This is a genomic window from Leptospira kobayashii, assembly GCF_003114835.2.
GTDB lineage: Bacteria > Spirochaetota > Leptospiria > Leptospirales > Leptospiraceae > Leptospira_A > Leptospira_A kobayashii.
The window spans coordinates 2,696,278-2,722,461 of record NZ_AP025028.1; the positions used below are offsets into that span (position 1 = coordinate 2,696,278).

Consider the following 26,184-nt stretch of genomic DNA (forward strand, 5'->3'; position numbering starts at 1 on the left):
AAAGAACAGTCCTATAAGTAAGAATCCAGCATAGTCTTGTTCTTGTAAAGTACAAAAAACCCAGCCGTAGAGCTGGGTTTTTCTTCGGAGAATGGGGATTCTAACTTATTTTCCTTGTCCACCGCCACAGTCACGAACCTTCGAGCCTGTAGAAATAGCACCGGATTTTTGGAGCATTTGCTCTAGCTTAACCTTGTTTTTGCAATCTTCGTCATCGAAGTCCAGGTTTGCACCGTCAAAATGAACTTCAAACGTATCTGCCAAAACTCTCAGTTCATCAAAGAAAAGATAAACCATTTCCCCTCCGGTTTGAGGAGTGGATCGAATTTTGAATTGTTTGAAGATCAGGTTTCTTGTCGCCGGGAAAGCATTCGCTTCTTGCGGGATCGCAGAAGGAATATCGATTTGAAGCGGTCTCCAACCTACGAAGTCGAGAGAACCGAATTGAAAGATATGGTTGTTGCCTGTATAGTCTTCAATCCAGCCTTCCAAAAGATATTCATTACCACGACCAAGTACCCAAACCGAAACCGCTTTTACGTTACCGGGAGTTTCGATCCCGTAAACTTTTTCGAATTTCTTTTGGTTGTTTTCATCGATATACGGTCTTGCACGAGTGATCTCATATTCAGGAATACGAGGAGGACGAACGGTAACAACATTGTACCCAGGGTAAGTGAATTGAAACTTTACACCCAATACTTTTGCATTACCTGCATCCACGTTCTTCACGTCTCCCGGTTTACCGGGAACCAATTTCACTTCACGAATTACCAGAGGCGACTTAACAGGATCGTTTAAGGAAGGAGAGTATTTATTATTCTCATCATACTTAATATCTCCCGATCCGTCTTTATTCACACCGTCTTTGTCCGTGAATGCTTCCCAACCGTAAGGTGCAGCACCTGTAGGAGCATCCCAGGATTCGATGGTGATCGCTTTCAATTCCATGGAAGTGATATCATTTCCAATAGATGTAGCCACTCCACCGGAGATTTTGTATTGGGCTTGTGCAAACCCAATTAGAAAAATTCCCGTAATTGTGGAAAGAGCTATGGCTGTTAATTTTTTATTATTTTCCATCATGATACCGCCCTACTACCAGTTGTCCTTGATCTCGGATCCAGGGTATTTTGCTTCCGAACGATCTGTACGAACTTGTAAATCGTCAACATAGAAGTAAAAATCTCCCGCAACCTCATGAACATCTGAAGTTACAAATAATGATACAAAATGTAAGTTTTTATCCAAAAGAGCAAACCTTGTGCTTTGTGGAATGAAACCGGGAATCGTTGCGGTTAGTTTTCTCCAACCGAAAAAATCCAATTTCCCTAAACGAACATTATGCGTAGTATCTTTATAATCGCGAAATTTAGCGAAAAGAGTGTGACGGTATTTTCTTCCCAAAACCCAAATGGAGATTTGGCGAACTTTACCTTTGATTATAAATTCGTGCGGAGGCATGAGCTCAACCCGATCGAAACCTTTGCTCTCGAAACGTGTCTTCACGCCGAGGATATGGTTTTTTTCAAGCTTGTCACCGCCACCATCCGGAACAGTTTTTTCGTCAAACACGTCCTTAATGAGTCCACGTTGCACTAATTTTAGTGTTTTGGTTTCCCCAAGAGGAGTTGTTGATTTAACTCTCCAGTCTTCCGCCTCTTCAAAATCATCTAAAACGACTTTTTTGAGAGGACTATCATCATCATTTACTGCCGCTTGTTGGCCCGCACCGGTATCGGCTTGTGCATACAACATTCCTATTGAAAGGAAGAGGCCTAACATAAGTTTGGTCATTCCTAATTTCCCCATGAAACTCACTCCTAAAAGGCTCCTAACTCCGGGTCTTTCGTATTATCAGTATCGGATATTTGGCTTTTGAATTTATGCAAGATTTCGATCATTCGATCGATTCCTTCAGCAGGAAGAAAAATCGAAGACTTTTTGCTATTCGACCATTCCGAAACCTTCAGGTAAAAGCCAGCTTGGTTTTTCTTTAAATCCACCAGGAAGGTCTTATTCTGTGTAACGATCTTCTCGGTTAGGATTTCGGGGTCCACCATGCATTCCTTCTCCCTGCCTACACCTAATTATCGGACACCAATATCCATTCCTTAGCCGTTTTGTCTTTTTTATTCGATTTACTCCGATTAAGCAAATCGTTTTCGCAACTCCCGCGCATAAGCCAAATCATTTGTCAATTTGCGGAGGCGTTTGATATAATAATGGGTCACTTCTTTGTAGAATTTGGTCTCCATTTCCCTACTTTTGGCAAACATATCGTGCAAATCCTTGTAACGGAGTTCATAAAGTTCGGAATTTTCCTTTGCTTCCACTTTCGCTACACGTTTTTCTCCATCAAAAAAAGGCAACTCACCGAAATGATCCCCCTCTCCGATCGTAACCAGCTGAACGTCGTCCCCTTGGCTTGTAGAGGTGGAAATTTGCAAAGTTCCGTATTTTACAATGTACATAGACTCAGCTTCTTCTCCTATATCGTAGAGAACATTTCTGGGAGGTAGGTGAATTTCGTGAATTTTTTCAGCAATATGAAGAACTTCGTCTTGGTTTAGGGTGTGAAAGAGGTATATTTTTTTTAAACTCTCAACTTTGGGATTCATGAAAACTCCTAGATTTCCTGATGAAGTGGATATTTTCTCAATTTGGCAAGAGAAAATTGGCATTACCGACGTCTCTTTCTATATAAAAAAAATCCCACATGGGAAATGCGGGAATTTTAAGTGGAAACATAGAATAGGCTTAAAGTCTAGAACCGATGGAACTAAACTCTATATTTAATATACTAGGAATTTTAGTTACTGCCAAGCGGAGAAGTACTATAAAAATATGTAAAAAATATGGATTTTGTAGAAACTAGACAGGAAAACGAAAAAAACGAGGGAAGAATGAGCCAAAAGAAGAAAGTGATCCTTGTAGAAGACCACGCTGTCACAAGGGTTGGGGTGAAACACGTAGTAAATTCCTCGCCGGATTTTGAAGTTGTAGGAGAAGCGGAACATTCCTCTCAAATTGCGTCTCTCTTAAAAGAAAAAGACCCTGACTTCCTGTTACTTGATTTACGAATCCCCGGTGAGAATGTCCTGAATATGGTAAAGGATTGGAAAAAAGAATTTCCAAACCTGAAAGTTGTCACTTTAACAATGTTAGATGAACAACCGATCGTTCATTCTGCCATTGAGGCAGGGGTAGACGGTTATCTTTTAAAATCGGACGATCTAGGCAGTCTTACCAAAAACCTGACCGATATTGCTTCCGGAAAAACAGTATATTCAAAAAATCTAAAACTTATCTTCAACCGTAAACCGCAAGACGGGAAAGTTGCAAATAAAAAAGAAAAACAAATTCTAACCTTACTCGGCCAGGGAAAAACTTACCAGGAGATAGGAACTGAAATCGGCTTATCAAAACGAACCGTAGAATATCACGTAGGCCGCTTAAAAGATCGTTTTAATTCCAAAACCGTTGCCGAGCTGATCGGGCGAGCCAAAGAACAGATGTTAATTTAAAGAAAGGAGTTTCTTGATTTCACTTAAGAGTCTTTCGTCAGAGACAGTCTTTTTCAAGAAAGCATCTCCTCCGATGGCAATTACATCTTCTTCCAATTTTTTGCCTGTGTTCGGGTCCGTTTGAGAGCTGGACAATAAAAGAGAACGTATCTCCACCATATCGTTATCAGAATACAACTCCTGCAAAAACTGAATGCCTGTTTTGTCAGGCATTGCATAATCCACTATGATCAAATCCGGTTTCAATTTCCCAATGGAACGAATCGCATGATCGGGAAACTCTTCTTCCCAAACAATACAAGGAAGGCCCTTTAGTATTTTTCTAAGTTGGTTCCTGTATCCTGGATTATCATCTAACAAAAGAACTACTTTTTCATAATTGGGAAGATAGAATTTAAAAGTGGAACCTTTTTCATTTTGAGACAAAGCTTCCAGCCTTCCTCCATGACGATCCGTCACTTCCTTACAGAAAGCAAGCCCCACTCCCGCTCCGATCTCATCGTTGGTTCCTTTTCTGAGATAGTTAAATCCGGAATCAAAAATAGTAGAAAGCCAAACTTCGGGAATCCCAATCCCCGAATCCTCAACGGAAAAACACCAAACTTTATCTTCTTCCGAGAGGCTCAAACGGATGGAACCTCCGTTGTGGGTAAATTTGATGGAATTGGAAATCAGATTCCAAAGAAGATGTTCGATTAGGTTCGGATCTCCTATCCCTACGGAAGATTCCGAAACATCCGTAGTCAGAATGATTTTTTTTGCATCCGCGAGCGGTTTCGCCTTTTCCAAAAGAGATTCCGCCAGAACATAATAGTCAAACAGTTGATAATCGGGAAATACCGTCGCATTTTGAAACCGGGAATACTGGATCAATTCCTCCACCATGGAAAGCAGGTTTTTCAACCCGGAGGAGGCGTCTCCCAATACCTGTTTGGTATTTTCGGGAGAAAGGCTGGGAGGAGTTTCCGTAAGAAGATTGACTACGGAAGAAATCCCGAAAAGAGGCGAACGGATATCATGCGAAACGATGGAGATGAATTTGTCTTTCATTTCACTTGCTTTTTCCGCCCTTTCCTTTTCACGACGAAGTTCGATCGTTTTCCAATCGACTTCTTTTCGCAAATTCAATGTTAGATATTCTGCGGTTTCCCAGGCGTATGAATTTCTGCTGGAAATAATAACGGCAAGACAGATGGAATAAATACTAAACCCGAAGTCCGTTAAAAAAGGAAGATCCCATCTTTTCAGAAAAACGATGGAATCGAAAATCGTTGTGAAAAGAATCACAAAAGATCCTATCAAAAACACGAATCCGGTGTATCTGGTGTCCTTATTTTGAATGGATTTTACCGCAGCATAAAGGGACGATAAAAGTATGATGACCATATAGGCTTGCGTCACCTGAAGCAGTTTCGTATAATACTGATAAGGTGCCAAACTGATTACGATTCCGAAAAATGCGATCGGAATCAGGTATAAATTGCGCACCTTACTACGAAGAAAGGCCGCAAAAAAATCGAAAAAGAATAAGACCGAAAATAATTGTGCGGAAATAAATGCCAGATATTCCAGTCGAATCTGTAACATCTCCATAAAATCACTGGGCTCGAACCAGTCCCTGGTAATCCTTTCGAACAATAAAATACGAATGAGCCAGGAGAAACAAAGTAAGGCATACCAAAACGTATATCTTTCCTTGGATCTGTGAAAAAATAGAACGAAATGATAAAGTGCGAGTAAGAAGAAAACCCCTACGAAAAAAAGTTTTTTTCTCTCCTTGAATCTCAACCAAACAAGCGTTTTGCCGGAGCTTCCCAAAACCGGACTGTAGTAAGGTCCTCCTCTGGAATAAAGGTAATTGGACACTAACAAATAAAGAACTGTGCCTTCCTGGACCCGAAAGGCACGCGCACTTTCCGTATAATAACCGATGCTATCTTCTTTGTTAGTTGAGAGTTTTCCTGCGCTGCCCAACTCACTGAGCCCGAGCCCTGGATTCCAGGAAAATAATTTATATGCGGAGGACGCCTCTCTCAAATAAACCATGAGTCCACCGGGTTCATCCACCAGTATCCTCAAACGGTAAGTTACGAAACCATGGGCAGGAAGGTTTTGATTGACCCAGTAACCGGGAATAGCAAGTGCCTTCGGCTTTTCTTTCTCCAAGGAAAGAAATTCGCTCTCCGATTTGGGGAGTTTGCCCGGAAATGCATCCCACTCTCCTGCCAAAGGAAATGGTTCCAATTTGGTCAGATCGAGTCCTCTTAGATCCAGAACTCCGCCTTTTGGCTTAATCGTGGTAACTACGATCCCGTTGTCTTTTTTACATGAGTTCAGGAAAAGAAAGGAAACGAGAATGGAAAAAGAAAAACATAACTTGAGTAAGTTGGTAAAGCCACCAACCGCCTCCCCCGTCGCTTGAAGACGAACCTCCTCCCGAACTACCGGAACTTGCTCCGGCGCCTGCGGAAAGCCCTCCTTTTCCCGAAAATTCAGAAGAAGAAGATGCAGCTTACCGGGAGAAAGATCCGATTCCCGTTTGCAAAGAAAAAGAATCACCGTCCAAAACGATTTCAATGTTTCCGTCAGGAATGGGAAGTAAATGAGAGCAGTCTTTTTTAACATTTTGGCGGTGTAGTACATCATCATTTAAATCCAGTGCGGGTAAATACAAACCTATTTGCGCAGGAATAGAACATTTTTTTCCTCTGCGAGCAAGTTTTTAAAATATTTCCGAACCTGGTAAATTTCCCTCGTCCTGGAAATTTCTTTCCGAATCGAAATAAACGTATGTTTTATAATCTTCAATGTGAAAGGTAAGACTAAGAAGGAAAAAAATAATCAGGAAGCTTCCGAAGCCAGACAAACTTTTTTTCAAAAGCAAAGATTTCAAAAACCAAACAATCGTAATTCGAAAAATTTTCGAAAGGAACATTACGTTCGATGATTCATCCGACTCTGATTTTTGCAGAGAAAGTATACTTGTTTTCAAAAACGGACCGAACCAGGATTCCGCAGTCCCGTAATTGGTAAGATAAAAGGAAAAAATACAAAAGCACATCTTTTTAAAATAAAAACAGCAGGAAATACGGAATAGTTCGATTCATTTCTGATTCCTAAATCTGATCTTTGCTTGCCGATTCCAGCTCATTGTTTCAAGTTTTGAGAATCGCAAGGATTACAAATGGCAAAAAAGAATAACAAAGAATTTATCGATTCGATTCAATCGGGATACCCGGACAAAGAAAAGTCCATTTTTTTAGGAAGCGGTATGTTTGAAGAGAAAATTGCCTCCGAAGCACATGTCTCCATTCCACTCTCAACTTTAAACAGACATGGACTCATTGCAGGTGCAACAGGAACGGGAAAAACAAAAACCTTACAATTGCTTGCAGAAGGTTTATCCCGCGCCGGAGTTCCGGTATTACTTATGGATATCAAAGGGGACCTTTCCGGAATTGCTGCGGAAGGAGAAAAGAAAGAGTCTGTTGAAAAAAGAGCGAAAGAAATCGGCGCTACATGGAAAGAGGAAGGATTCTCCGTAGAGTTTCTAACTTTATCCTCCGAACCGGGGGCAAAACTACGGGCAACAGTGACAGAATTCGGTCCCGTTTTATTTTCAAGAATCTTAAGCCTCAATGATACACAAACAGGCGTTATTTCTTTAATTTTCAAATACTGCGATGATTTGGGAATTCCACTTCTCGATTTAAAGGATATAAAAAAGGCACTTCAATACCTGACCAATGAAGGAAAGGAAGAAATAGAAAAAGAATACGGTGCCATCTCTTCCAGTTCCGCCTCCACCATTCTTCGCAAAATCATCGAACTGGAAGGCCAGGGAGGAGAGATCTTTTTTGGAGAAACTTCTTTCGATGTGGAGGACTTGCTTGCAAAAGACGGAAAAGGCAGAGGAAAAATCAATATCATCCGCTTAACAGACATTCAATCAAAGCCTAGATTGTTTTCCACTTTTATGTTATCCCTTCTAACGGAGATTTACGGAAATTTTCCAGAAGAAGGAGATTTGGAAAAACCGAAACTCGCCATTTTTATCGACGAAGCCCATCTGGTTTTTGACGAGGCTTCCAAAACATTGGTCGATCAGATAGAAAGTATAGTCAGACTGATCCGTTCGAAAGGAGTAGGAGTGTTTTTCTGCACGCAATCTCCGACAGATGTCCCTTCTCCCATCCTCGCGCAGCTCGGTTTGAAAGTGCAACACGCATTACGAGCGTTTACCGCTAACGATCGAAAAGCGATCAAAGAAGCGTCCGAAAATTATCCTATCACCGAATTTTACGACATTGATGAAGAGATAACCAAAATGGGAATCGGAGAAGCATTTATCACAGCTCTTAGCCCTAAGGGAGTTCCTACACCTCTCGTTCGCACGTTTCTTTTGCCACCTAGTTCCAGAATGGATGTTTTAACCAAAGGCGAAATCGACAAAATCATCGATGATTCCCCTCTTGTAAAAAAATATTCCAAGGATTTGGATAGAGAGTCCGCGTATGAAATTTTAGAAAAAAAATTACAGTCCTATGCGGAATCCGAAGAAGAGGAAGAAAAAGAAACGAAAGGAAATTCGCCGAAAGAAGAAAAACGGAAAAAACAAAAAGAAGATCCTGGTTTTATAGAACAACTTTCCAAAAATCCTCTTGCAAGAGACGTGGGAAGAACGGTGGCAAAAGAAGTTACCAGAGGTCTTTTAGGAATGTTAGGAGTTTCCACCACGAAAAAAACACGTAGAAAAAAAACGGGCCTTTTCGGACTTTAAGCAAAACGTTTATCCGTCAGATTCTACGTACCAACTGAAAAATTATGAAATATGAAAAAGAAATTCAAGATGCCACAGCTTTATTAGATGTTATTTTAAATGAGCTGTTAAACGAAAAAGAATTACCTGCGATTTTTACGAAAGAGCCCACTGCGGAAGATGATGTTCTGATTTCGCATCTTTTGTATCTGTTAACAAATATTAACTTTCCTGCGGAAGAATCCAGGGATATTTTGAAAAGAAGTTTTGAACTGACTTCCAAACTGATCGAATCCTTGGGAAGACCCGTGGATTTCCGTGTTGCCTTGCTTGACATATTGTTAAGCAAGGACAAAAGGATGAACAATCCCAAAGTCATTGAGATCAAACTTTATTTGGAACAGGAAAGGATGACGGTCGTAGACCACCTAACGGGACTTTACAATAAAAGATATTTCGACGAAGCATCTTTTCGAATCTTCAATCAGGCAAGAAGGCATAATCGAATTTTTTCCGTTGTAGTAATCGATATTGACGATTTTAAAAAAATCAACGATGAGTTCGGTCATCCCATGGGAGATGAGGTTTTAAAAAACTTAGGCAAAATCATACTTAGTAATATCAGAAAAGAAGACATCGCCTGCAGAACGGGAGGAGAAGAATTCACTCTGTTACTATCGGATACCTCCGCTCCGGGTGCGATGACAGTTGCCGAAAAAATCCGAATCGAATTCAATAAAGAGACCTTAGGAAAAAAGAGCCTGTCTTTTTCGGGAGGAATTTCCTCCTACCCGGAGGATTCCCTCACCTTGGATGATTTGGTCCTCAAGGCAGACAAAGCGATGTACAAATCGAAATTCTCCGGCAAAAACAGAATCTCTTGATTAATCTGATTATCAAACGAGATAGGATCTTTTATTTTTCTTCATATTTCCAAATCATTCCGGAATTTTGAGATAAATAGTTTCCGCTCTCATTCACAATCAATTGGTTAGTTGAATAAACTTGCTTCCCGTTTTGAGTGAACTTGCTTACATCAATCGGTTGATTCGAAAAATTGATAAAAATACCTAATTCCGGCGCGTTGGGGATGAAACGTATATAGCCCAGAAGTCCGTAATTTCCGGTCTCCAATACCTTCAATCCTCCTGTGTGAAGGACCGGTTCCCTTTTACGGAGAGAAATCAATGTCTTATAGGTATTCCAGATAGAATTCGGATTTTTCTTTTGGTATTCAACATTTCTGAATTCCTTTTCTCCAGTAAACGGAAGCCAAGGTTTTGTTTGTGGGGAAGTAAACCCCGAGGTTGAAGTAGAGTCCCATTGCATAGGAGTTCTGGCATCATCTCTGGTTACAAATACATCCAATAGTTTCAATAGCCATTTCGGAGCCCAATCCAGATCTTTCGCCAACGGATCAGTTGATTCTCTCGGAGAGAAATCTCCTCCTCTAAGTCCGATCTCCTCTCCATAATATACTACAGGAACTCCTCTTGCGGTAAGTTGGAATAACGCTAATATTTTTGCTTTTTCCAAATCACCGTTGATCCTCTCAATACTTCTGGGTTGATCATGATTTCCGAAAACATATGTAGGAAGATAAGGCTTTGGATAAACTGTTTCATTTTTGACGAGAAGATCTTTAAAAAAAGAAGCGCTCCAAACATAATGAATAAGTTCGAATTGAAATACCAAGTTAAGCCCATCTGTAGCATCTTTCGACGGCTCTCCGAGGAATTTTTTCAACACAGAATCATTGCCACTCACTTCTCCGAGTAGACAACGGTCCTGTCCGAATTCTTCCGTTAATTTTTTAACTTCTTTCGCCAATTCAAAATTTTTAGGATGATTTAAAGTATATATTTTTTTCTGAAAGAACACCTCGTCATTGTTATCCGGAGTAGGAAAATATCGAAATACGAATGGATTGTCTCTTTTGGATTCGTCTTTAAATATGCTATTGAATATATCCAATCGAAAGCCATCTACTCCCAAACCGAGCCAAAACCTCATAGCATCGAACATTGATTTTTTGACTTCGGGATGATTGAAGTTCAAATCAGGCTGGAAAAACAAAAAATTAGTATAATAATATTCTTTTGTTAGAGGGTCAAAATTCCATCCGGGTTTTCCTACCATCGAGATCCAATTATTTTTTTCCTTCGCCCAAAGATACCAATCTCTTTTGGGATTATCAACCGATGATCTGGATTCTTTAAACCAAGGATGTTCCTCCGAAGTATGATTTAGTACCATATCGAAAAGAATCTTCATTTTTCTTTTGTGAACTTCATTGATTAGAAGTTTCGCATCTTCCAAAGTTCCCATCATCGGATCAACATCCAAATAATCACTTACGTCATATCCATGATCCCTACCGGGGCTTTTATAGAATGGAGACACCCAAATGGTTTCAAATCCTAGCTCCTGAATTTCATCCAACTTGGAAATCATTCCTAAAATATCTCCGATCCCATCACCATTTGAGTCTGCGAATGACCGAGGGTAGATTTGATAGATAGTTGTCGTTTGCCACCAATATTGCATAATTCCTCCTGATTGGAACAACGTTAGCACTCTCGACCCTCAAGTGCTTGACAAAAAAGGGCCGTTCAAAAAGATATGTATTAGGATTTAGCACTCCCCCAAAGATTGTGCTAACAAAAAACCATCCAAATCAAAAAATTCAAAAGGAGATAGAACCTTATGGCATCGATCAAACCACTGGGAGATAGAGTCGTAGTTGAACCCAAAACCGAGGGTGAAGAAAAAATCGGATCCATTATCGTACCTGATACTGCAAAAGAAAAACCTCAAGAAGGAAAAGTAACAGCAGTCGGACAAGGACGTTACGAAGACGGGAAACTTGTTCCGTTGGAAGTGAAAGTCGGTGATACGGTTCTTTACGGAAAATATTCCGGAACTGAAATCAAACAAGGTGGCAAAGACTACCTTATCATCCGTGAAAGCGACATTTTAGCAGTCGTTAACTAATCATAAAACAGAGGAAATCATTTATGGCAAAAACAATAGAATTTGATGAAACAGCCCGTAGAAAACTTTTAGCCGGAGTTAACAAACTCGCTAACGCAGTTAAAGTTACTCTCGGACCAAAAGGAAGAAACGTAGTTATCGATAAAAAATTCGGATCTCCAACCATCACCAAAGACGGTGTAACAGTTGCAAAAGAAATCGAATTGGAAGATGCAATTGAAAATATGGGCGCTCAAATGGTGAAAGAAGTTTCCACCAAGACGAACGACATTGCCGGTGACGGAACAACTACTGCAACAATCCTTGCTCAAGCAATCGTAAACGAAGGTTTGAAAAACGTAACTGCCGGTGCAAACCCTATGGCTCTTAAACATGGTATCGACAAAGCAGTGATCGCTGCCGTTGAAGAAATCAAAAAAAGATCCATTAAAATCAACAGCAAAGCGGAATACGCAAACGTTGCAACCATCTCTGCAAACAACGATAAAGAAATCGGAAATCTGATTGCACAAGCTTTTGATAAAGTTGGTAAAGAAGGTGTAATTACAGTTGATGAAGCAAAATCAATCGAAACAACACTTGATATCGTAGAAGGTATGCAATTCGACCGAGGATACATTTCACCTTATATGGTGACTGATCCGGAAGCAATGATTGCAACTTTTGCAGATCCTTTCATTTTAATTTACGATAAAAAAATCTCTTCTATGAAAGATCTTCTTCCTGTACTTGAAAAAGTAGCTCAAGCGGGTCGCCCTCTTGTGATCATCGCGGAAGAAGTGGAAGGGGAAGCTCTTGCAACTATCGTAGTAAACACTCTTCGCAAAACCATTCAATGTGTGGCTGTAAAGGCACCGGGATTTGGTGACAGAAGAAAAGCAATGTTGGAAGACATCGCAGTGCTTACCGGTGGTCAAGTGATCTCCGAAGACCTAGGTATGAAATTGGAAAACGCCGACGTAAAAATGTTAGGTCGTGCAAAAAAAATCGTAGTAGATAAAGAAAATACTACAGTGATCGAAGGTGCAGGTTCTTCCAAAGACATCCAAGGCCGCGTGAGCCAAATCAAAAAACAAATCGAAGACACTACTTCCGATTACGATCGCGAAAAACTACAAGAACGTCTGGCAAAACTTGCCGGTGGTGTTGCAGTGATTCACGTTGGTGCGGCGACTGAAGTGGAAATGAAAGAGAAAAAAGCCCGCGTAGAAGATGCATTATCTGCAACTCGCGCAGCTGTGGAAGAAGGAATTGTTCCAGGTGGCGGGCTCACTCTACTTCGTGCTCAAGATGCGGTAAAAGCATTAAAATTAACAGGCGACGAACAAACAGGTGCTAACATCATCCTTCGTGCTTTGGAAGAACCGATCCGAATGATCACTTCCAACGCAGGTCTGGAAGGTTCCGTAATCGTAGAGCAAGCAAGAGCTAAATCCGGAAACGAAGGATTTAACGCGCTTACTATGGTTTGGGAAGATTTGATCAAAGCGGGCGTAGTAGATCCGGCAAAAGTGGTTCGTTCTGCACTTCAAAACGCAGCTTCCATCGGTGCAATGATCCTCACTACCGAAGTGACTATCACTGACAAACCGGAACCAAAAGACGCAGGCGGCGGCGGAATGCCGGGCGGTATGGGTGGAATGGGAGGCATGGGCGGAATGATGTAATTCATTCTTTCCAGGCTTTTCTTTGGAAAACAAGAGGCTCGAAGAGAATTCTTCGGGCCTTTTTTTTATATCCGGTAGACCATTTCTATTTGGTTAAGGGGTAGGAATTGGGTTTTGAGTAGTAGGCGGGGGTGGTGAGGTAGAGTTCTAACCACCCCCGCCTCCCTCAATTCCTTGCCCCATCCCAACTCATCCAATTCCAGCATCCTTGAAAAAAGCAAACAGTAAGAAACCCCCAAACCATTCGCGATCGCCTTCAATTCCAATAAATCTTCCAACTGAACCTTAGCCCCGATCCGAACGAGAGCCAAACCCTTGCTTTGGTATTTCTTCGAAACAGAAGCACTGGTATTCCAATGGGAAAAAACGATAAACTCGGAATACTGAATCAATAATTCATGCAAAACTTGCCGGAAAGTCTTTCGGAACAATAATTTGTTCAGATGTTTTTCCGAATGCGTAGGAATAAGAAACATTACAGGCATCTTTCCCGATTTGTTTTGCAGAGCAGAGATAAGTCGTGTTCGGTGAACTTTCCCCTTTCGAACGAAAGTCCGTTTTGTGAATTCTCTCATACCTTAAGTAGGTAAAAAAACATCGCCTTTGGCGCAAAAATCAGCAAACTTCCAAAACAATCAAAGTGATATCATCATGCGGAAGACCTTGCAATTTCATAGTGGATTTAAACTCCGCGACCATTTTAGCAACAGCTAAGTCAGGGAGGAGATTTGAAAATTGATTGAATAGGATTTTCAAATTTTGGATTCCAAACTCTTCCTCACCTTTGCCGGTCTCTTCCGTCAAACCGTCCGTATAAAATAAAAAACGATCTCCCGGCTCGAAATTGTATTCTTCTTCAACGAAGGTAAGATTTTCGAGTATTCCCAAAGGTTTTCCTTTCGGTTTGATTTCATTGATAGATCCGTCTTTTTTGGCCAAATGAAAAAAAGAAGGATGGCCGGCACTCGCAACGATAAATCGTTTTCTTTCCCGATCCAAATAAAAATAAGAAGCTGTGGTAAAACGACCTTGCGATCTTTTCACCAAATCATCGTTCATCGATGAAAGCAAAAAAGAAGGGTTTTCCCAATAATTATGATTCTGAAAAAAGGAAAATTTCGATAAAGACGCAACGATCGAGGCACCTAACCCATGCCCAACGACATCGGCAATCAGTAATCCGTATTTTTTATTCCCCAATGCCTGAAAATCGTAAAAGTCCCCGCCTACTTCCTGAGACGGCTGATAATAAACGGATATATTTATATTTTCCCATTTAGGGGGACTGGGTGGTAAAATCGCATTTTGAATTCTAGCGGCCGTTACAATCTCTTTTTGCAAAGATACGAACTTAACTTCGGAATCTCTGAATAAATTTTCTCCGTATAATGACAATAAAACGACAAATAGGAAAAAACCCCAAGGTGCTAATTTTGTAATGGATTGTAATACATTCATAGCGACCAAAATATCATGACCGTTGAATATCAGTAAAAACACACTACCCAAAGCCAATATCCATGCCTTCGGTTTGCCTGCGGCAATTTCTCCCCAGGAAATCAATACTTGCAAAACCAAAGACGGCAATGTCACCCATGCAAATGTAATCAAAGCAAGCGCAAAAGGAATCACATCAAAAAAAGCCAAAGTCAAAATAACGATACTGAACAAAAGATGGAACTGCCACATCATTCGTATTATATTCCACCGCCCAATACCGAACAGTTTATCGAAGAAATACAATCCGGAAATAGGAATGGAAAACAATGTTATGATAAAAATATAAAAATCAACGGCAAAGGAATCATACCAGAAAAATCCCCAGAATCCGATCTGTGACATAAAGTGAAGACCAGATAACACGGAAAATATGGTAAAACCGACGATCGCTCTTTTTTTTCTTCTCCAATACAAGTAACTCGAAAAAACGCCGAGAGATATAAAGAAAAAACCAAGCCCGGCGAAAGATTGATTTCTATTCGTCATCATCTTATGATTAGAAATCAGATCGGAATAAACCGGAGTTTCATTGAATCCTATGGGAAAATTTCGTTCGGATAGAAATAACACATATATGTATTCTCCCGCATTTTCCTTAGGCAAATGTACAATCGGGAAAAAATTGGGATCGAATTCCAATTTCTTTTTACCTTCCGTTTCGGTTCCTTCCGAAGAAAAATAAAACTGCCTGGCTACCAACTGATTTCCCGAGAAAATACCAAGTAACCTAACTCCTCCTCTCAAAAAAAGAGAAGGCGATTCGATTCCCTGAAGTTTCTCCCATTTACGTCTTGCCACAAGTATTTTGTTATGCGGTTGTGTGATGGATATATAGGGAATCCGATAGGGTAGATAGGATTTTGATTGATTCTCCTCCGAGACGGAAAAACGATCGATTTCTTCCATCTCCAACCAACGCATTTCCCAACCGAAACGCCAATCTTCGATGATTCTTGTTTTCTCAAGAGGATGACAAGACAACAAAACAAAAATAAATCCAAGAAAATATAGGTTCTCTTTTTTAAAGAAAGTTATAAAGTTCATGTAATCTTCCCTTTCATTCTTCTAAAGTGAGATGATCGTTCTGAATCGAATCCGCAAATTCTTTGTTTTTTAAATCTGCTATTTTTAACTTCTTTGTTTTACGCAGCTTATCTTTTTTCCGTTTAATTATTTTTAAGCGTTCCGTTTCCTTAGAAGACGATTTGGGATGATTTAAAATTTCAATTTTTTCGCAAAGTAATACTCTCGCCTTATAACGGTTTAGTCCTTGAGTTCGGTATACGGAACACTTCACATCCGTCCCGGTCGGTTTATGTAATAAATAAACTGCTGTAGAAACTTTATTTACATTCTGTCCGCCTTTACCGCCGGACTTGATAAAGGACTCTTCCAAATCCGATTCGAGTAAGTCCAAAGCGGACATTCTTTTCCTCAAGGATTCATTTTTTTCAACAGATACAGGAAAAGACAGGGGCATAACAGTATGATTCCGAAAAAAAGAATTGTCAATAAATTTTTGACAATTCTTTCTATTTAAGCTTGGGGAGACATGGATTCAATGGCGAGAATCCTGCGGCGTAAATCCGATGCACCTTCATAATTCTCGATTTGAATCGCGTTGAATTTTTGAATGTAAAGACTCACTAGTTCATCTCCTAGTTTTCCGGGAAACGCCAGTGCTTTCTGAAAATTATCAATGTCCAGCTGAGGGTGATGGTTCAGAAAATAATCAACAATACGATCCATCTTCAAACGAGTCGCTTCTTTTGCAATTCCGGAAGAACTTCTGAATTCCAAAGACAGATTGGCAAGAGTTTCCAAAGGTTGGCTGAAACCTTCTAATTTTTCATTCTCGCCTGTTGCCTGTTTTTTTTCCTTGGCTTTACAATATTCAACATAACGCATAACCATCGAATTGAACTGTTCCATTCTTTCCTGAATGTATTGATTGGATTGGTCTTTATCATCAGGCATTTGAAAATCAGGCAATTGGACCACATCGTAAAGATGTATGTTTTCAGTTAGAATTTTTAACAATTCCTCTTTGGAAGAAAGTGCCACAGGAGGAAAAGTCACAACCGGGTAATTGTCTCCGATTTTTAGAAAACTCACAACCACATTGGAGGCAATGATTTTGCCTCCCGGAGCAATCGGGTTTTCTCCAAACACATGACAATAGGCAATCAGGTTGCCGGTCGGATTCGGTTTTGAGCCTCTTTCAAAATTCATAATGATTCCTTAATTAGACTGCTGGAACCACTCCAGGGAACAAGTGATTTTTAATCTTCCCAGAGGGCTAATTGACTTTCTAGATTCTTCACTATGTTAGAATAGGACTCAATTAATGCTTTATTTCCATCGCCCAAAACGGCCGGAATTCCCGATTCACCGGATTTCATTACCTCGACGGTGAGTGGAACCTGGCCTAACTGAGGAACGGATAATTGGGCGGCCAACTTCCCCCCTCCCCCTTTGGAAAATAGGTCCGTTACATGACCGCAAGAAGGGCAAGCAAACCCGGACATATTCTCTACGATTCCGAGTATCGGAACTTTTACCTGTTTGAACATGGCCGCAGCTCTTCCCGCATCGAGCACCGCCACTTCCTGGGGAGTAGTCACGATGATAGCCCCGTCCAAATCTATGAGCTGAGCTAAGGATAATTGAACATCTCCCGTACCGGGAGGTAAGTCGATGAGTAGGTAGTCCAATTCTCCCCAAACAACATCATATAAGAACTGTTCAACGGCTTTTCCAAGCATAGGCCCCCGCCAAACAACTGGTTGGTCATCGGCTACTAAAAAAGCGAAAGAAATCAATTTCAAACCGTGTTTTTCCAAAGGATAAATTTTGTCTTCTTCCGATTTCAATGCAACGCGACCGTTCACTCCGAACATTTTACCCAAAGAAGGACCGTAAATATCCGCATCCAAAATGCCCACTTTCTTGCCAGTTTTAAGTAAGGCAGCAGCAAGATTTGCAGTTACGGTAGACTTACCTACCCCCCCTTTTCCGGAACCTACTGCGATGACTTTTTTGACACCGAAGATTTTGTTTCCGTCTTCCATCTTCATGGATTGATCCACTTCGAATTTGATTTTTACTTTTCCGATTCCTTCGATTTTGGATATCAGCTGTCTCGCTTGCGCTTCCAAACCGATTTGCAATCGCCTGTCGTTGTTTGGTGTTTTGATCAGGATATCAATTCCTTCTTCACCATTATCCACTTTTGCAACCATTCCCAAACTAACGATATCCTTCTTGAGTTCAGGATGTTTTACTTGCATCAGTTGTCTTTGCACTGCGGAAAGATCCGCTTTAGAATTTGCCATTTGTTTTTCCTAATCCAATTAAATTGCTAACGATTAAATCACACCATCTTCTTCATCGTAAATAAGAAGTGGGCTTTCTAAAAATTGATTTGTTTCCGTATGATAACCGAATCTCCGAAAAGTCGCGTTTCCGTTTTTTTCCAGATCTATGATATGAAATCCGGAAATATGCTTCGAATCCGATAAACGGGTACTAGATGCCGAATTAATAATGTAAAACGGAGCTTTTTCCCCGGGCCTTTTGATCCAATTCGTATGAGTATGCCCGTGAAGATACAAAACGGGAGGTTTTTCTTTCAAAAGCGATGCAACTTCCTTTCGGTTTACCATCTTATGGCCGCTTGATTCCTCTTGGAATTTGGGATTCCAAAGAGGATGATGACAAACCAGTATATAAGGTTTGTTTACAATCGAATTTGTTTCGGAGATGATTTCAGGTTTTACAACTCCGTTTGCTTTTGCGACAGGGAGGGGTCGGTTGGAATCCCAGCCAACCAAAGTAAATCCACCTATTTCCTTTTTTCTCAAATAATTCGTTTTCGAAGCTTCTTCACCTAAAAACGGTAAAAATTCCTTTTCGAATAAGAGTACAGGTTGTACGGATTCGGTCTTGTAACGATCATGATTGCCGGGAATGATAAAAGTACGATCGTCTAAGATCGGTTTCAACCACTCTTTGGCTTGGGGAAACTCAGCAGGATGGGATACGTTTGTTAAATCTCCGGATATTACCAATGCATCGTATTCTAATTTTTTAATGGTTTGAATTAAAGTTTCGATCAAAAGAGGCGGATATTTTTTTTGCCTACGCGCGGCGTAATTCAAATATCCTATGATGGATTTTCCTCTTAACGAGAAAAAAGGAATCTTAGTCGGAAAATGTAGATCCGAGATATGAACGATTTTCATTCTATAATTTCAAGAACTCCGAGTATTTCCCCTTTTTTCACTACAGAACCCGCCTTCACTCGAACTTCTTTCAAAAGCCCGGCATAAGGAGATTCAACGGGGAAGGCTGCTTTGTCCGTAACCAATTCAATCAACTCTTGTCCTTTGGAAACTTGATCACCCTGATTACATAACCATTGAATGAGTTCTATTTTTTCCGTATCACCTAAATCGGGAGTTTTAAGAAAAAAATCTTTATCACTCATAAACCCTCTTCTCTAGGAAAACTGGTTTACAAATACCACTTTCCCTAGTTTTTTAACATAAAAGTTCTGATGAGCCTTATGGGAAACGAGAAAATCAAATATAAGGGTCAAGAAATCATAGAAAACCTTGATTCTATCTTAACAAGAGACCATTTTCATTTCGAATTAAAGGGTCTAACCAAATCAACCAGAGATGTAGTAAACGAAGTAGTCCAAAGGATCTTAGATAAAATCGGGGCCAACCCTTTGACCTCTTTTCATTTATTCAGCGGACTAATGGAAGCGCTTCTAAATGCGGTAAAAGGTAACACTCGTTTTGTGATTTTCAAGGACGAGCTTTTATCAAAATTGCAATCATCCGGCCAAACTCCCGAACAGGAAGCAGAAGAATTATTGGATACGATTCTTGAAACGGAACCTTTACGCGATGCTATGCAACGTTACATTGTCCCGGACAAGATCAAAAAAAATGTTCAAAAGATTCTGACTCTGCAGGATAAAAAAAGAACGAAAAAAATCAACCTGTCTCCGCAAGATCAGGAATTTCTGGAACTCGTTCGTGAAAAATCCAAAAAATACAATCTCAAGATTTCTATGAAAATTGAAATAAGGGAAACCGAACTTTATATCCGAATCAGGAATGATTCACCGATTATGGGAATGGATTTGTCCAGAATTCAAAAAAGCAGACAGTTGCATGCCGAGCTTGCCAAAGAAGGAAAATCCGCCGAGTTCTTTCGTCCCGACTTTTTAGATGAAAAAGAAAGTGCAGGATTCGGAATCGCGATGGTGGATGAAGGTTTTTACAATTTGGGATTGGATCCGTTGGAATGTTTTAGCATCCAAACCAGTAAACATGCCACTTCCGTTTATTTGAGTTATCCGATCGAAGCATTGCAAAAAATGGAGTTTTAACTACGAATAAATTACTCTCCTGGCAAGAGTTTCTAAACGAATACAGGAAGGAGGGGGGAGTTCTTTTTGAAGACTGCCTCTCCTCTCCCGGATTTACAAACACGGATTGGTATCAAAATCCGGTTGCACAAATTCAAATTACTAATTCAAATCCCGATCCTGATTTTATACGTTCCGAGTTACTGAAAGCAACCCAAACAGCCGAAAATTATTCCAAAGAAAATCTATTTGTAACCGGTGCTTTGTTTTTTGAAGCCGGATATTTTTTAGAACCGAGTTTACACCATTTAACAAAAGATATATCGAGTGGTGCGATTTTACTCTCTATTCAGGTTTTCGGTTCCAAAAAAAAGATTTCCTATCAAACTCCGAATTTGCCTTTTTTAGGCACAGGAGGGATCGAAGAACTCTCACAACCCATTTCCAAAGAGACTTATCTTTCCCAAATCAAAAATGCACAAGATCATCTGCAAGAAGGAAACAGTTACGAGCTCAATATCAGTTTTGAAACAAACTTCAAACTGAATAGCGATCCTTTTTTATTCTTTCAAAAACTAAAAAGAAAACAGAAAACAAAATATTCCGTATACTTTCCGCTAGGTGAAGATATCATACTAAGCCTTTCTCCAGAATTGTTTTGGTCAGTCAGTCGCGGCAAAATCACAACAAAGCCGATGAAAGGCACTGCCAAACGGGGAATCAGCTATGAAGAAGATCTGAATCTTAGAAATCAATTGCAAACCTCTGAAAAAGAAAGAGCGGAAAACGTGATGATTACCGATCTCTTTCGAAATGATCTGGGAAAAATCTCAAAAATAGGAACCGTAGAAGTACCTTCTCTATTTGAAACGGAAGCACTTGATTCGGTATGGCAAATGACTTCCGAAATAGAATCGGAACTACTTCCCGAAATTTCCTTTTCCGAAATGATAACAACCCTCTTTCCGTCGGGTTCCGTAAGCGGAGCACCTAAAATACGTTCGCTGGAAATCATCAAAGATATAGAAAAAAGGGAAAGAGGGATTTATACCGGTTCCTTGTTTAGTTTGGAAAATACGGAAGGCAATTTGGAATCACTTGCGAATGTGTCAATCCGAACGGTGCAATTAAAAAAAGAACAAAATGGATATAACGGTAGTTACTCTATTGGAAGTGGGATCACTGTGCTGTCTGACCCGGAAACCGAATACGAAGAGTGCCAATCCAAATTATCCTTTTTGACAAAGGAAAGTATTCCCGATTTTGAAATTCTGGAAACGATTAGATTTTTCAACGGAAGATTTCGGTTTTTGAATTTGCATTTGAATCGAATGGCACGGTCTGCATCCCGTTTCGGATATCCGTTTGATCCTGTAAAGGCGCGGGAATCCTTGGACTCATTGTCTCATGTCGCTTCGGGACTTTTGCGGGTGAGACTCCTTTTGAATGCGAAAGGAGAATTTAAAGCTGAAACTTATGCTTATACTAGAACGGATAAGAGAAGGAAAATCAGTTTAACCTGGGCAACAAAGAAAATTCCAAGTTCCGATCCGTTTTTTTATCACAAAACAACGATTAGGGATTTTTATTCGGAATCGCTTAAGGAAGCGCAGGAATTCGGATGTGAAGATGCGATTCTATTAGCAGAAGACGGAACTGTATCGGAAACATGTGTAAGAAATCTATTTTTCCGGAAAGAAAATCAGTGGTTTACCCCGACACTTCGATCGGGGGGACTTGCCGGAACTCTTAGGGAAAAATTGATTTCCAAAGGTTGGGTGAAAGAAACCGATTGTTTTCCGAACGACCTGATTAACTCCGATTATGTGCTCGCAGGAAACTCACTCAGAGGACTGGAACGGGTAAAAATCAGGCCTTGGGAATGATTCGAACGAATTGAATAAAGATGTAAGCAGATTTATAAAATATATCTGCTCAGATCTTTGTCTTCGATGATTCCTTTCAGAATGGACTCTACAAAATTCCGGTTCACTTCGATTTTCTTTTTATCTTCCGCAAGGTCGGGTGCTTCAAAACTGGTTTCTTCGAGTAACTTTTCCATGATCGTATTCAGTCGACGAGCACCGATGTTTTCGTTTTTTTCATTCATTTCAAAAGCAAGATTCGCAATTTCATGGATTCCATCTTCGGTAAAAGACAATTGAACTCCTTCCGTTGCAAGTAAGGCTTCGTATTGTTTGGTGAGAGAAGACTTCGGAGTAGAAAGAATTTTTACAAAATCCTCTCTGGACAAAGTATCCAACTCAACACGAATCGGAAAACGTCCCTGTAACTCAGGAATCAAATCGGATGGTTTGGACATATGAAATGCCCCGGCAGCGATAAACAAAATATGATCCGTTCTCAATGGACCGATTTTTGTAGATACTGTAGATCCTTCCACGATAGGAAGTAGATCCCTTTGCACTCCTTCTCTGGATACATCAGCTCCTTGTCTTCCTTCCCTTCCTGCGATCTTGTCGATTTCATCCAAAAAGATAATTCCCATTTCTTCGGCGCGACGCACTGCTTCCGATTGCATCTTTTCCGAATCGATTAATTTTTCGGCTTCGGATTCGCTGACCAGTTTTTTTGCCTCGGAGATCTTGATCTTTCTTTTGCCTTGTTTTTTAGGCATCAGATCACCTAAGATATTTTGAAGCTGATTGTCCATTTCCTCCATATTTCCGGCACCAAATACCTGTAACATGGGAATGCCTGCAGGTGCAGAAGGCTTTGGAATATCGATTTCGATTTCCTGGTCATCCAGTTTTCCTGCCCGGAGTTTTTCTCTGAACTTTTCGCGAGAAAGTTTGTAACTTGCGAAACGTTCTTTTTCTTCCAAGGTGAGTTCCTCTTCTTTTTTATAAAAAATAGGAGGAAGAATGATATCCAGAATGGTTTCTTCCGCTTTTTCGAATGCTTTCTCTTTCACCCTGTCTCTAAATTCATTTTTAACCAGGTTGAGAGAGATTGTCGCCAGGTCACGAATCATGGATTCCACATCTCTACCAACGTAACCGACTTCCGTATATTTGGTAGCTTCGATTTTCAAAAAAGGTGCGCCACATAACTTCGATAAACGGCGAGCTATTTCGGTTTTTCCGACTCCTGTCGGTCCGATCATAATGATATTTTTAGGATAAACTTCTTCTCTTAATTCTTCCGGAAGTTTTCTGCGTCGGGACCGATTGCGAAGCGCGACAGCAACCGCTCTTTTTGCTTTCGACTGCCCTACAATGTATTCATCCAAACGAGTAACAATTTCTTTAGGTGTTAAATCAAAATTAAAACTTTCCTCTTCAGGATTAGGAACAACTTCCGCTAAAATTTCTTTCGGTTCCATCATTCTCCTATAACTCTTCGAGCACCAAATTATGGTTAGTATAAATGCAAATATCTGCAGTGATCTTCATTGCTTTTTGGATGATTTCCGACGGGCTAAAAGAAGTGTTTTCGGATAATGCGCGTGCGGCGGACAGTGCGTAATTTCCACCCGAACCGATAGCAAGAACTCCGTCATCGGGAGAAATCACATCTCCTGTTCCTGAAATCAAAAAGGATTCGGTGGCATCGCATACGATCAACAAAGCTTCCAAGCGGCGAAGCATTCGATCCATTCTCCATTCCCGGGCGAGCTCCACCGCTGCACGGGAAACAGATCCGCCATGTTCTCCTAGTTTTTTTTCAAATAACTCGAATAAAGTGAACGCATCTGCCGCAGATCCCGCAAATCCTGCGAGCACTTTTCCACCATGCAATCTCCGCACTTTACGTGCAGTGTGTTTCATCACGGTTTGGCCCATTGAAACCTGGCCGTCTCCGCCCATGGCTACTTTTCCGTCCTTTCGGACACTCAATATCGTGGTCGCATGTATGGCTTCCATATAAGGATATAATCTTTAAGTGACGAAGATTGTCGAGGAAAATGGATCCGGATTCTTTCTAGATATCTACGAGAATTTTCTTTTTCTTTCCCGTCCCCCCTTGGAGGATTTGCACCTTTGAGGGAGAAGTATCCAGTTCCTCTGCGATCCTTCGAATCAACTCCTCGTTGGCTTTGCCTTCTACCGGCAGAGATTTGATGCGAACAACCCATTCCGTTTCGGTGAGTTTTTCAATTCCCGGTTTTTTGGAATTCGGTTTGGCGTGAATGATTAGGATCATGGTTAGTCGGTCGGGAAGGTTGAGCAGGAATCGAAGGTATACTATCCCCGCCCTATTGAGACTGGGTGGGGAAAACCACCCGCCGCCCAATGATTTCCCTTTACCATTGTTTGGGGCAAAAGACAAATCCTTTCCCGAATTTGAATAATTTTTAGAAAATAAGTTCGCCTTTTTACTTCTTTTTGATCAAAACGATTTGATTTCCGACTTCGAAGGACTCGTCCAGAAAATAATAATCCGTAAGTTGTTTGATCAGAAACAATCCGATTCCGGATTCCCGATAGTCGCTTAGATCCGAACTTTTCAAATCTCTGGATTTTGTTTTGATTCCGTAGTCCCGGATTTTTACCTGAACCTTTTCCCTTTCGAACAAAAAATCTATAAAAATCGGTTTGTCCGTATGACCGGCGTACGCGTGTTTAATGACATTACTGATGGCTTCACCTAGAATCAGTTTTAAATCCACCGCTTCATAAAGAGTGAAACCATGATCCAAGGCTAGGTTAAAAAAATAATTGCGGGTATAGGAAATGTATCGGGGATGAGAAGGTATTTGTAAGCGGACTAGTTTTCCATAGTCCGCCTTTTTAGGAGAATTGGAAGCCATCAACCACGCGGATGAAACTTCTTATGGACTTCCTTAAGAGTTTTATTCGCCATATGAGTATAAATCTGAGTTGTAGAAATATCAATATGACCAAGAAGCTCTTGTACAGATTTCAAATCTGCATGGTTTTCCAAAAGATGAGTTGCAAAAGAATGTCTGAGAGTATGCGGAGTGACTTTCTTTTTGATCTTTGTTCTTTTGATATAATGATTCAAAAGTCTCCAAACCGACTTACGGTTGATATATGATCCTTTTTTGGAAACAAATACGAATTCGCAAACCCGTTTTTTTAAGATTTCAGGGCGGCTTTCCTGCAGATACTTTTTCAGGATCTCCAAAGATTTTTCACCAAAAGGAACAAGCCTTTGCCTTCCGCCTTTGCCTTCCACAGTGATCGCCATATTGTCCATATCGACATCGCCTATGCGAAGGTTACACGCTTCCGAAATACGAAGCCCGGAAGAGTATAAAAGTTCAAAAATGCATTTGTCTCTCAATTCATAAAGATTGTCTTCTTTTATGTTTCTGAAAAGTTCATCAATCTCTGATTGAGTCAGATAATCAGGAATGGTTCTCGCCACTTCCGGAGTTTCGATTTTCTCCGTCGGGTTCGAATCCAGTCGTTTTTCATCACGAAGGTATTTATAAAACTGCCTGATAGCAACCACTTCACGTGCCAAGGTTTTAGCAGAGATTTTACGTTCTCTCTCTTCTTCCAAAAAGCGCATAATATCGTTGGCTTTTACTTCTAGAAAATTGATATGTTGTTTTTCCAGAAAGATCGCAAATTTATTGAGATCATAACCGTAGGAATAGATCGAATTATCGCTTAACCCTTTTTCAACGGAAAGGTATTCTTGGAATGTTTGCAATAGCTGATTTTGAGAACTTGGCAATTTGGAACCCATTGTGACTCTCTTAAGTTACTTAAAGGGTCGGACAAAAATGCTAAAGAGACTTATTATTTTTTTTGCCACATTAGCTACTTACGAGAAAAAAGGAGAAAGGGTCATCGTTTTTATGAAATTTTTCCAAATTGCACTTATCGCTTTGTTAGTTGCCTCCTGCGGAGGAAAGGAAAAGGCCCTATTCCAAGAAGGCAAATCCTGGGAAGCTCAGGGAGAAAAGACAAAAGCGCTTTATTTTTACGAACAATCTCTCCGGGAAAATCCGGATTACGAACCTGTCCTCAAAAGAATGGGACTGCTCCTCGCCGAGTCCCCCCGGTCGGTCGCCACATCCCTATTCTATTTGGAAAAATATTACAAAACCCACAAAGACGACCCTGAAATCCAAAGGGAACTATTCCGCTTACTTCTCACGACGGGCTATGAAAAGGAAGCCTTACAGATCCTGGAAGAAATGCGCTTTGAAGGAAAAAAGGAAATCGTGGATTTTTTTGAATCCACCTACCTTTGTTTGACAAGAAACTACAAACAAAAAGATTATCTTAAGCTCCTGGAGATAAGCCCCCTTTCCGGGGATCCTTATTACGCTCCCTGGGTGCGGGCCTGCGAGGCCAAAATCTGAGATTTTTTTACGATTTACGGTTTAAGCGTCTAAGAATTAGAATCATTTTA

27 protein-coding genes are annotated in these 26,184 nt (G+C 40.5%); 8 read left to right on the forward strand and 19 right to left on the reverse strand.

Features of this window, described 5'->3' with window-relative positions; genetic code table 11:
- Positions 1–105: 105 nt before the first annotated feature.
- The 4 genes from flaA1 to DI077_RS12150 all read right to left on the reverse strand — a co-directional run bounded on the left by flaA1 (position 106) and on the right by DI077_RS12150 (position 2,621).
- Positions 106–1,086: a flagellar filament outer layer protein FlaA1 gene (gene flaA1 / locus DI077_RS12135; protein WP_423241745.1), complete on the reverse strand. Its 981-nt coding sequence runs from the start codon at positions 1,084–1,086 to the stop codon at positions 106–108.
- Positions 1,087–1,098: 12 nt separating this feature from the next.
- Positions 1,099–1,812 (reverse strand): flagellar filament outer layer protein FlaA2, encoded by a 714-nt coding sequence (gene flaA2, locus DI077_RS12140; RefSeq protein WP_109019131.1) that lies wholly within the window; start codon positions 1,810–1,812, stop codon positions 1,099–1,101.
- An 11-nt stretch (positions 1,813–1,823) separates the two neighbouring features.
- Entirely contained in the window at positions 1,824–2,060 is a 237-nt protein-coding gene (locus tag DI077_RS12145; RefSeq protein ID WP_109019565.1) for a DNA-binding protein, read from the reverse strand.
- 90 nt (positions 2,061–2,150) lie between these two features.
- Entirely contained in the window at positions 2,151–2,621 is a 471-nt protein-coding gene (locus DI077_RS12150) for a cyclic nucleotide-binding domain-containing protein (protein ID WP_109019130.1), read from the reverse strand.
- A 237-nt stretch (positions 2,622–2,858) separates the two neighbouring features.
- On the opposite strand from DI077_RS12150, the gene DI077_RS12155 reads away from it, so the two are divergent.
- Positions 2,859–3,527 (forward strand): response regulator, encoded by a 669-nt coding sequence (locus DI077_RS12155; protein ID WP_242935184.1) that lies wholly within the window; start codon positions 2,859–2,861, stop codon positions 3,525–3,527.
- On the opposite strand, the gene DI077_RS12160 is transcribed toward DI077_RS12155, so the two are convergent.
- Both DI077_RS12160 and DI077_RS12165 read right to left on the reverse strand, forming a co-directional pair.
- Positions 3,519–6,152, reverse strand: a complete 2,634-nt coding sequence (locus DI077_RS12160) for a hybrid sensor histidine kinase/response regulator (protein ID WP_217351553.1) — start codon at positions 6,150–6,152, stop codon at positions 3,519–3,521. The two genes, DI077_RS12155 and DI077_RS12160, sit on opposite strands and share 9 nt — an antisense overlap.
- Before the next feature lie 97 nt (positions 6,153–6,249).
- On the reverse strand, positions 6,250–6,588 hold the full coding sequence (locus DI077_RS12165; protein WP_109019128.1) for a hypothetical protein: 339 nt from the start codon (positions 6,586–6,588) through the stop codon (positions 6,250–6,252).
- Positions 6,589–6,711: 123 nt separating this feature from the next.
- On the opposite strand from DI077_RS12165, the gene DI077_RS12170 reads away from it, so the two are divergent.
- Entirely contained in the window at positions 6,712–8,307 is a 1,596-nt protein-coding gene (locus DI077_RS12170) for a helicase HerA-like domain-containing protein (RefSeq protein ID WP_109019127.1), read from the forward strand.
- 44 nt (positions 8,308–8,351) lie between these two features.
- A complete protein-coding gene (locus DI077_RS12175) occupies positions 8,352–9,170 on the forward strand; it encodes a GGDEF domain-containing protein (protein WP_109019126.1) in 819 nt (272 codons plus the stop codon).
- 31 nt (positions 9,171–9,201) lie between these two features.
- On the opposite strand, the gene DI077_RS12180 is transcribed toward DI077_RS12175, so the two are convergent.
- The gene (locus tag DI077_RS12180) at positions 9,202–10,833 is read right to left on the reverse strand and encodes an alpha-amylase family glycosyl hydrolase (protein ID WP_109019125.1); all 1,632 of its coding nucleotides are present in this window, start codon (positions 10,831–10,833) and stop codon (positions 9,202–9,204) included.
- 159 nt (positions 10,834–10,992) lie between these two features.
- On the opposite strand from DI077_RS12180, the gene groES reads away from it, so the two are divergent.
- A complete protein-coding gene (gene groES / locus DI077_RS12185) occupies positions 10,993–11,280 on the forward strand; it encodes a co-chaperone GroES (RefSeq protein ID WP_109019124.1) in 288 nt (95 codons plus the stop codon).
- A gap of 23 nt (positions 11,281–11,303) precedes the next feature.
- Positions 11,304–12,947, forward strand: coding sequence for a chaperonin GroEL (gene groL / locus DI077_RS12190; protein ID WP_109019123.1), 1,644 nt, complete (start codon positions 11,304–11,306; stop codon positions 12,945–12,947).
- Between the two features lie 65 nt (positions 12,948–13,012).
- Here the strand turns inward: groL and DI077_RS12195 are convergent, their stop codons facing one another.
- The 7 genes from DI077_RS12195 to DI077_RS12225 form a co-directional block, all read right to left on the reverse strand.
- Positions 13,013–13,522 (reverse strand): DUF1564 family protein, encoded by a 510-nt coding sequence (locus DI077_RS12195; RefSeq protein WP_109019122.1) that lies wholly within the window; start codon positions 13,520–13,522, stop codon positions 13,013–13,015.
- A 40-nt stretch (positions 13,523–13,562) separates the two neighbouring features.
- The gene (locus DI077_RS12200) at positions 13,563–15,491 is read right to left on the reverse strand and encodes a PP2C family protein-serine/threonine phosphatase (protein ID WP_109019121.1); all 1,929 of its coding nucleotides are present in this window, start codon (positions 15,489–15,491) and stop codon (positions 13,563–13,565) included.
- A 13-nt stretch (positions 15,492–15,504) separates the two neighbouring features.
- Positions 15,505–15,873 (reverse strand): peptide chain release factor family protein, encoded by a 369-nt coding sequence (locus DI077_RS12205; protein ID WP_423241746.1) that lies wholly within the window; start codon positions 15,871–15,873, stop codon positions 15,505–15,507.
- Between the two features lie 110 nt (positions 15,874–15,983).
- Entirely contained in the window at positions 15,984–16,679 is a 696-nt protein-coding gene (locus DI077_RS12210) for a hypothetical protein (protein ID WP_109019119.1), read from the reverse strand.
- A 50-nt stretch (positions 16,680–16,729) separates the two neighbouring features.
- On the reverse strand, positions 16,730–17,782 hold the full coding sequence (locus tag DI077_RS12215; RefSeq protein ID WP_109019118.1) for an Mrp/NBP35 family ATP-binding protein: 1,053 nt from the start codon (positions 17,780–17,782) through the stop codon (positions 16,730–16,732).
- Positions 17,783–17,815: 33 nt separating this feature from the next.
- Positions 17,816–18,691: a metallophosphoesterase family protein gene (locus tag DI077_RS12220; RefSeq protein ID WP_109019117.1), complete on the reverse strand. Its 876-nt coding sequence runs from the start codon at positions 18,689–18,691 to the stop codon at positions 17,816–17,818.
- Positions 18,688–18,936 (reverse strand): lipoyl domain-containing protein, encoded by a 249-nt coding sequence (locus tag DI077_RS12225; RefSeq protein WP_109019116.1) that lies wholly within the window; start codon positions 18,934–18,936, stop codon positions 18,688–18,690. Before DI077_RS12225 ends, DI077_RS12220 begins: the two co-directional genes overlap by 4 nt.
- A 78-nt stretch (positions 18,937–19,014) precedes the next feature.
- On the opposite strand from DI077_RS12225, the gene DI077_RS12230 reads away from it, so the two are divergent.
- The gene (locus DI077_RS12230) at positions 19,015–19,851 is read left to right on the forward strand and encodes a hypothetical protein (protein WP_109019115.1); all 837 of its coding nucleotides are present in this window, start codon (positions 19,015–19,017) and stop codon (positions 19,849–19,851) included.
- Positions 19,852–20,093: 242 nt separating this feature from the next.
- A complete protein-coding gene (locus tag DI077_RS12235) occupies positions 20,094–21,716 on the forward strand; it encodes a chorismate-binding protein (protein WP_109019114.1) in 1,623 nt (540 codons plus the stop codon).
- Between the two features lie 32 nt (positions 21,717–21,748).
- On the opposite strand, the gene hslU is transcribed toward DI077_RS12235, so the two are convergent.
- The 5 genes from hslU to xerD form a co-directional block, all read right to left on the reverse strand.
- Positions 21,749–23,176 (reverse strand): ATP-dependent protease ATPase subunit HslU, encoded by a 1,428-nt coding sequence (gene hslU / locus DI077_RS12240; RefSeq protein ID WP_109019113.1) that lies wholly within the window; start codon positions 23,174–23,176, stop codon positions 21,749–21,751.
- Positions 23,177–23,183: 7 nt separating this feature from the next.
- Entirely contained in the window at positions 23,184–23,717 is a 534-nt protein-coding gene (hslV, locus tag DI077_RS12245; protein WP_109019112.1) for an ATP-dependent protease subunit HslV, read from the reverse strand.
- Positions 23,718–23,775: 58 nt separating this feature from the next.
- On the reverse strand, positions 23,776–23,997 hold the full coding sequence (locus DI077_RS12250) for a DUF167 domain-containing protein (RefSeq protein ID WP_109019562.1): 222 nt from the start codon (positions 23,995–23,997) through the stop codon (positions 23,776–23,778).
- Between the two features lie 172 nt (positions 23,998–24,169).
- Complete coding sequence (locus DI077_RS12255; RefSeq protein ID WP_109019111.1) at positions 24,170–24,604, reverse strand: ATP-binding protein; 435 nt, start codon at positions 24,602–24,604, stop codon at positions 24,170–24,172.
- Entirely contained in the window at positions 24,604–25,500 is an 897-nt protein-coding gene (gene xerD / locus DI077_RS12260; RefSeq protein ID WP_109019561.1) for a site-specific tyrosine recombinase XerD, read from the reverse strand. The genes DI077_RS12255 and xerD overlap by 1 nt, the downstream gene beginning before the upstream one ends.
- Positions 25,501–25,624: 124 nt before the next feature.
- Between xerD and DI077_RS12265 the strand changes: the two genes are divergently transcribed.
- Positions 25,625–26,134, forward strand: a complete 510-nt coding sequence (locus DI077_RS12265; protein ID WP_109019560.1) for a tetratricopeptide repeat protein — start codon at positions 25,625–25,627, stop codon at positions 26,132–26,134.
- Positions 26,135–26,184 lie beyond the last annotated feature (50 nt).

Excerpts from the sequence above, each read along its gene's own strand:
- flaA1 (WP_423241745.1), bottom strand. The coding sequence starts at position 1,086 with ATGATGGAAAATAATAAAAAATTAACAGCCATAGCTCTTTCCACAATT.
- flaA2 (WP_109019131.1), bottom strand. The coding sequence starts at position 1,812 with ATGGGGAAATTAGGAATGACCAAACTTATGTTAGGCCTCTTCCTTTCA.
- DI077_RS12150 (WP_109019130.1), bottom strand. The coding sequence starts at position 2,621 with ATGAATCCCAAAGTTGAGAGTTTAAAAAAAATATACCTCTTTCACACC.
- DI077_RS12155 (WP_242935184.1), top strand. The coding sequence starts at position 2,859 with ATGGATTTTGTAGAAACTAGACAGGAAAACGAAAAAAACGAGGGAAGA.
- DI077_RS12160 (WP_217351553.1), bottom strand. The coding sequence starts at position 6,152 with ATGTTAAAAAAGACTGCTCTCATTTACTTCCCATTCCTGACGGAAACA.
- DI077_RS12165 (WP_109019128.1), bottom strand. The coding sequence starts at position 6,588 with ATGTGCTTTTGTATTTTTTCCTTTTATCTTACCAATTACGGGACTGCG.
- DI077_RS12170 (WP_109019127.1), top strand. The coding sequence starts at position 6,712 with ATGGCAAAAAAGAATAACAAAGAATTTATCGATTCGATTCAATCGGGA.
- DI077_RS12175 (WP_109019126.1), top strand. The coding sequence starts at position 8,352 with ATGAAATATGAAAAAGAAATTCAAGATGCCACAGCTTTATTAGATGTT.
- DI077_RS12180 (WP_109019125.1), bottom strand. The coding sequence starts at position 10,833 with ATGCAATATTGGTGGCAAACGACAACTATCTATCAAATCTACCCTCGG.
- groES (WP_109019124.1), top strand. The coding sequence starts at position 10,993 with ATGGCATCGATCAAACCACTGGGAGATAGAGTCGTAGTTGAACCCAAA.
- groL (WP_109019123.1), top strand. The coding sequence starts at position 11,304 with ATGGCAAAAACAATAGAATTTGATGAAACAGCCCGTAGAAAACTTTTA.
- DI077_RS12195 (WP_109019122.1), bottom strand. The coding sequence starts at position 13,522 with ATGAGAGAATTCACAAAACGGACTTTCGTTCGAAAGGGGAAAGTTCAC.
- DI077_RS12200 (WP_109019121.1), bottom strand. The coding sequence starts at position 15,491 with ATGAACTTTATAACTTTCTTTAAAAAAGAGAACCTATATTTTCTTGGA.
- DI077_RS12205 (WP_423241746.1), bottom strand. The coding sequence starts at position 15,873 with ATGTCCGCTTTGGACTTACTCGAATCGGATTTGGAAGAGTCCTTTATC.
- DI077_RS12210 (WP_109019119.1), bottom strand. The coding sequence starts at position 16,679 with ATGAATTTTGAAAGAGGCTCAAAACCGAATCCGACCGGCAACCTGATT.
- DI077_RS12215 (WP_109019118.1), bottom strand. The coding sequence starts at position 17,782 with ATGGCAAATTCTAAAGCGGATCTTTCCGCAGTGCAAAGACAACTGATG.
- DI077_RS12220 (WP_109019117.1), bottom strand. The coding sequence starts at position 18,691 with ATGAAAATCGTTCATATCTCGGATCTACATTTTCCGACTAAGATTCCT.
- DI077_RS12225 (WP_109019116.1), bottom strand. The coding sequence starts at position 18,936 with ATGAGTGATAAAGATTTTTTTCTTAAAACTCCCGATTTAGGTGATACG.
- DI077_RS12230 (WP_109019115.1), top strand. The coding sequence starts at position 19,015 with ATGGGAAACGAGAAAATCAAATATAAGGGTCAAGAAATCATAGAAAAC.
- hslU (WP_109019113.1), bottom strand. The coding sequence starts at position 23,176 with ATGGAACCGAAAGAAATTTTAGCGGAAGTTGTTCCTAATCCTGAAGAG.
- hslV (WP_109019112.1), bottom strand. The coding sequence starts at position 23,717 with ATGGAAGCCATACATGCGACCACGATATTGAGTGTCCGAAAGGACGGA.
- DI077_RS12250 (WP_109019562.1), bottom strand. The coding sequence starts at position 23,997 with ATGATCCTAATCATTCACGCCAAACCGAATTCCAAAAAACCGGGAATT.
- DI077_RS12255 (WP_109019111.1), bottom strand. The coding sequence starts at position 24,604 with ATGGCTTCCAATTCTCCTAAAAAGGCGGACTATGGAAAACTAGTCCGC.
- DI077_RS12265 (WP_109019560.1), top strand. The coding sequence starts at position 25,625 with ATGAAATTTTTCCAAATTGCACTTATCGCTTTGTTAGTTGCCTCCTGC.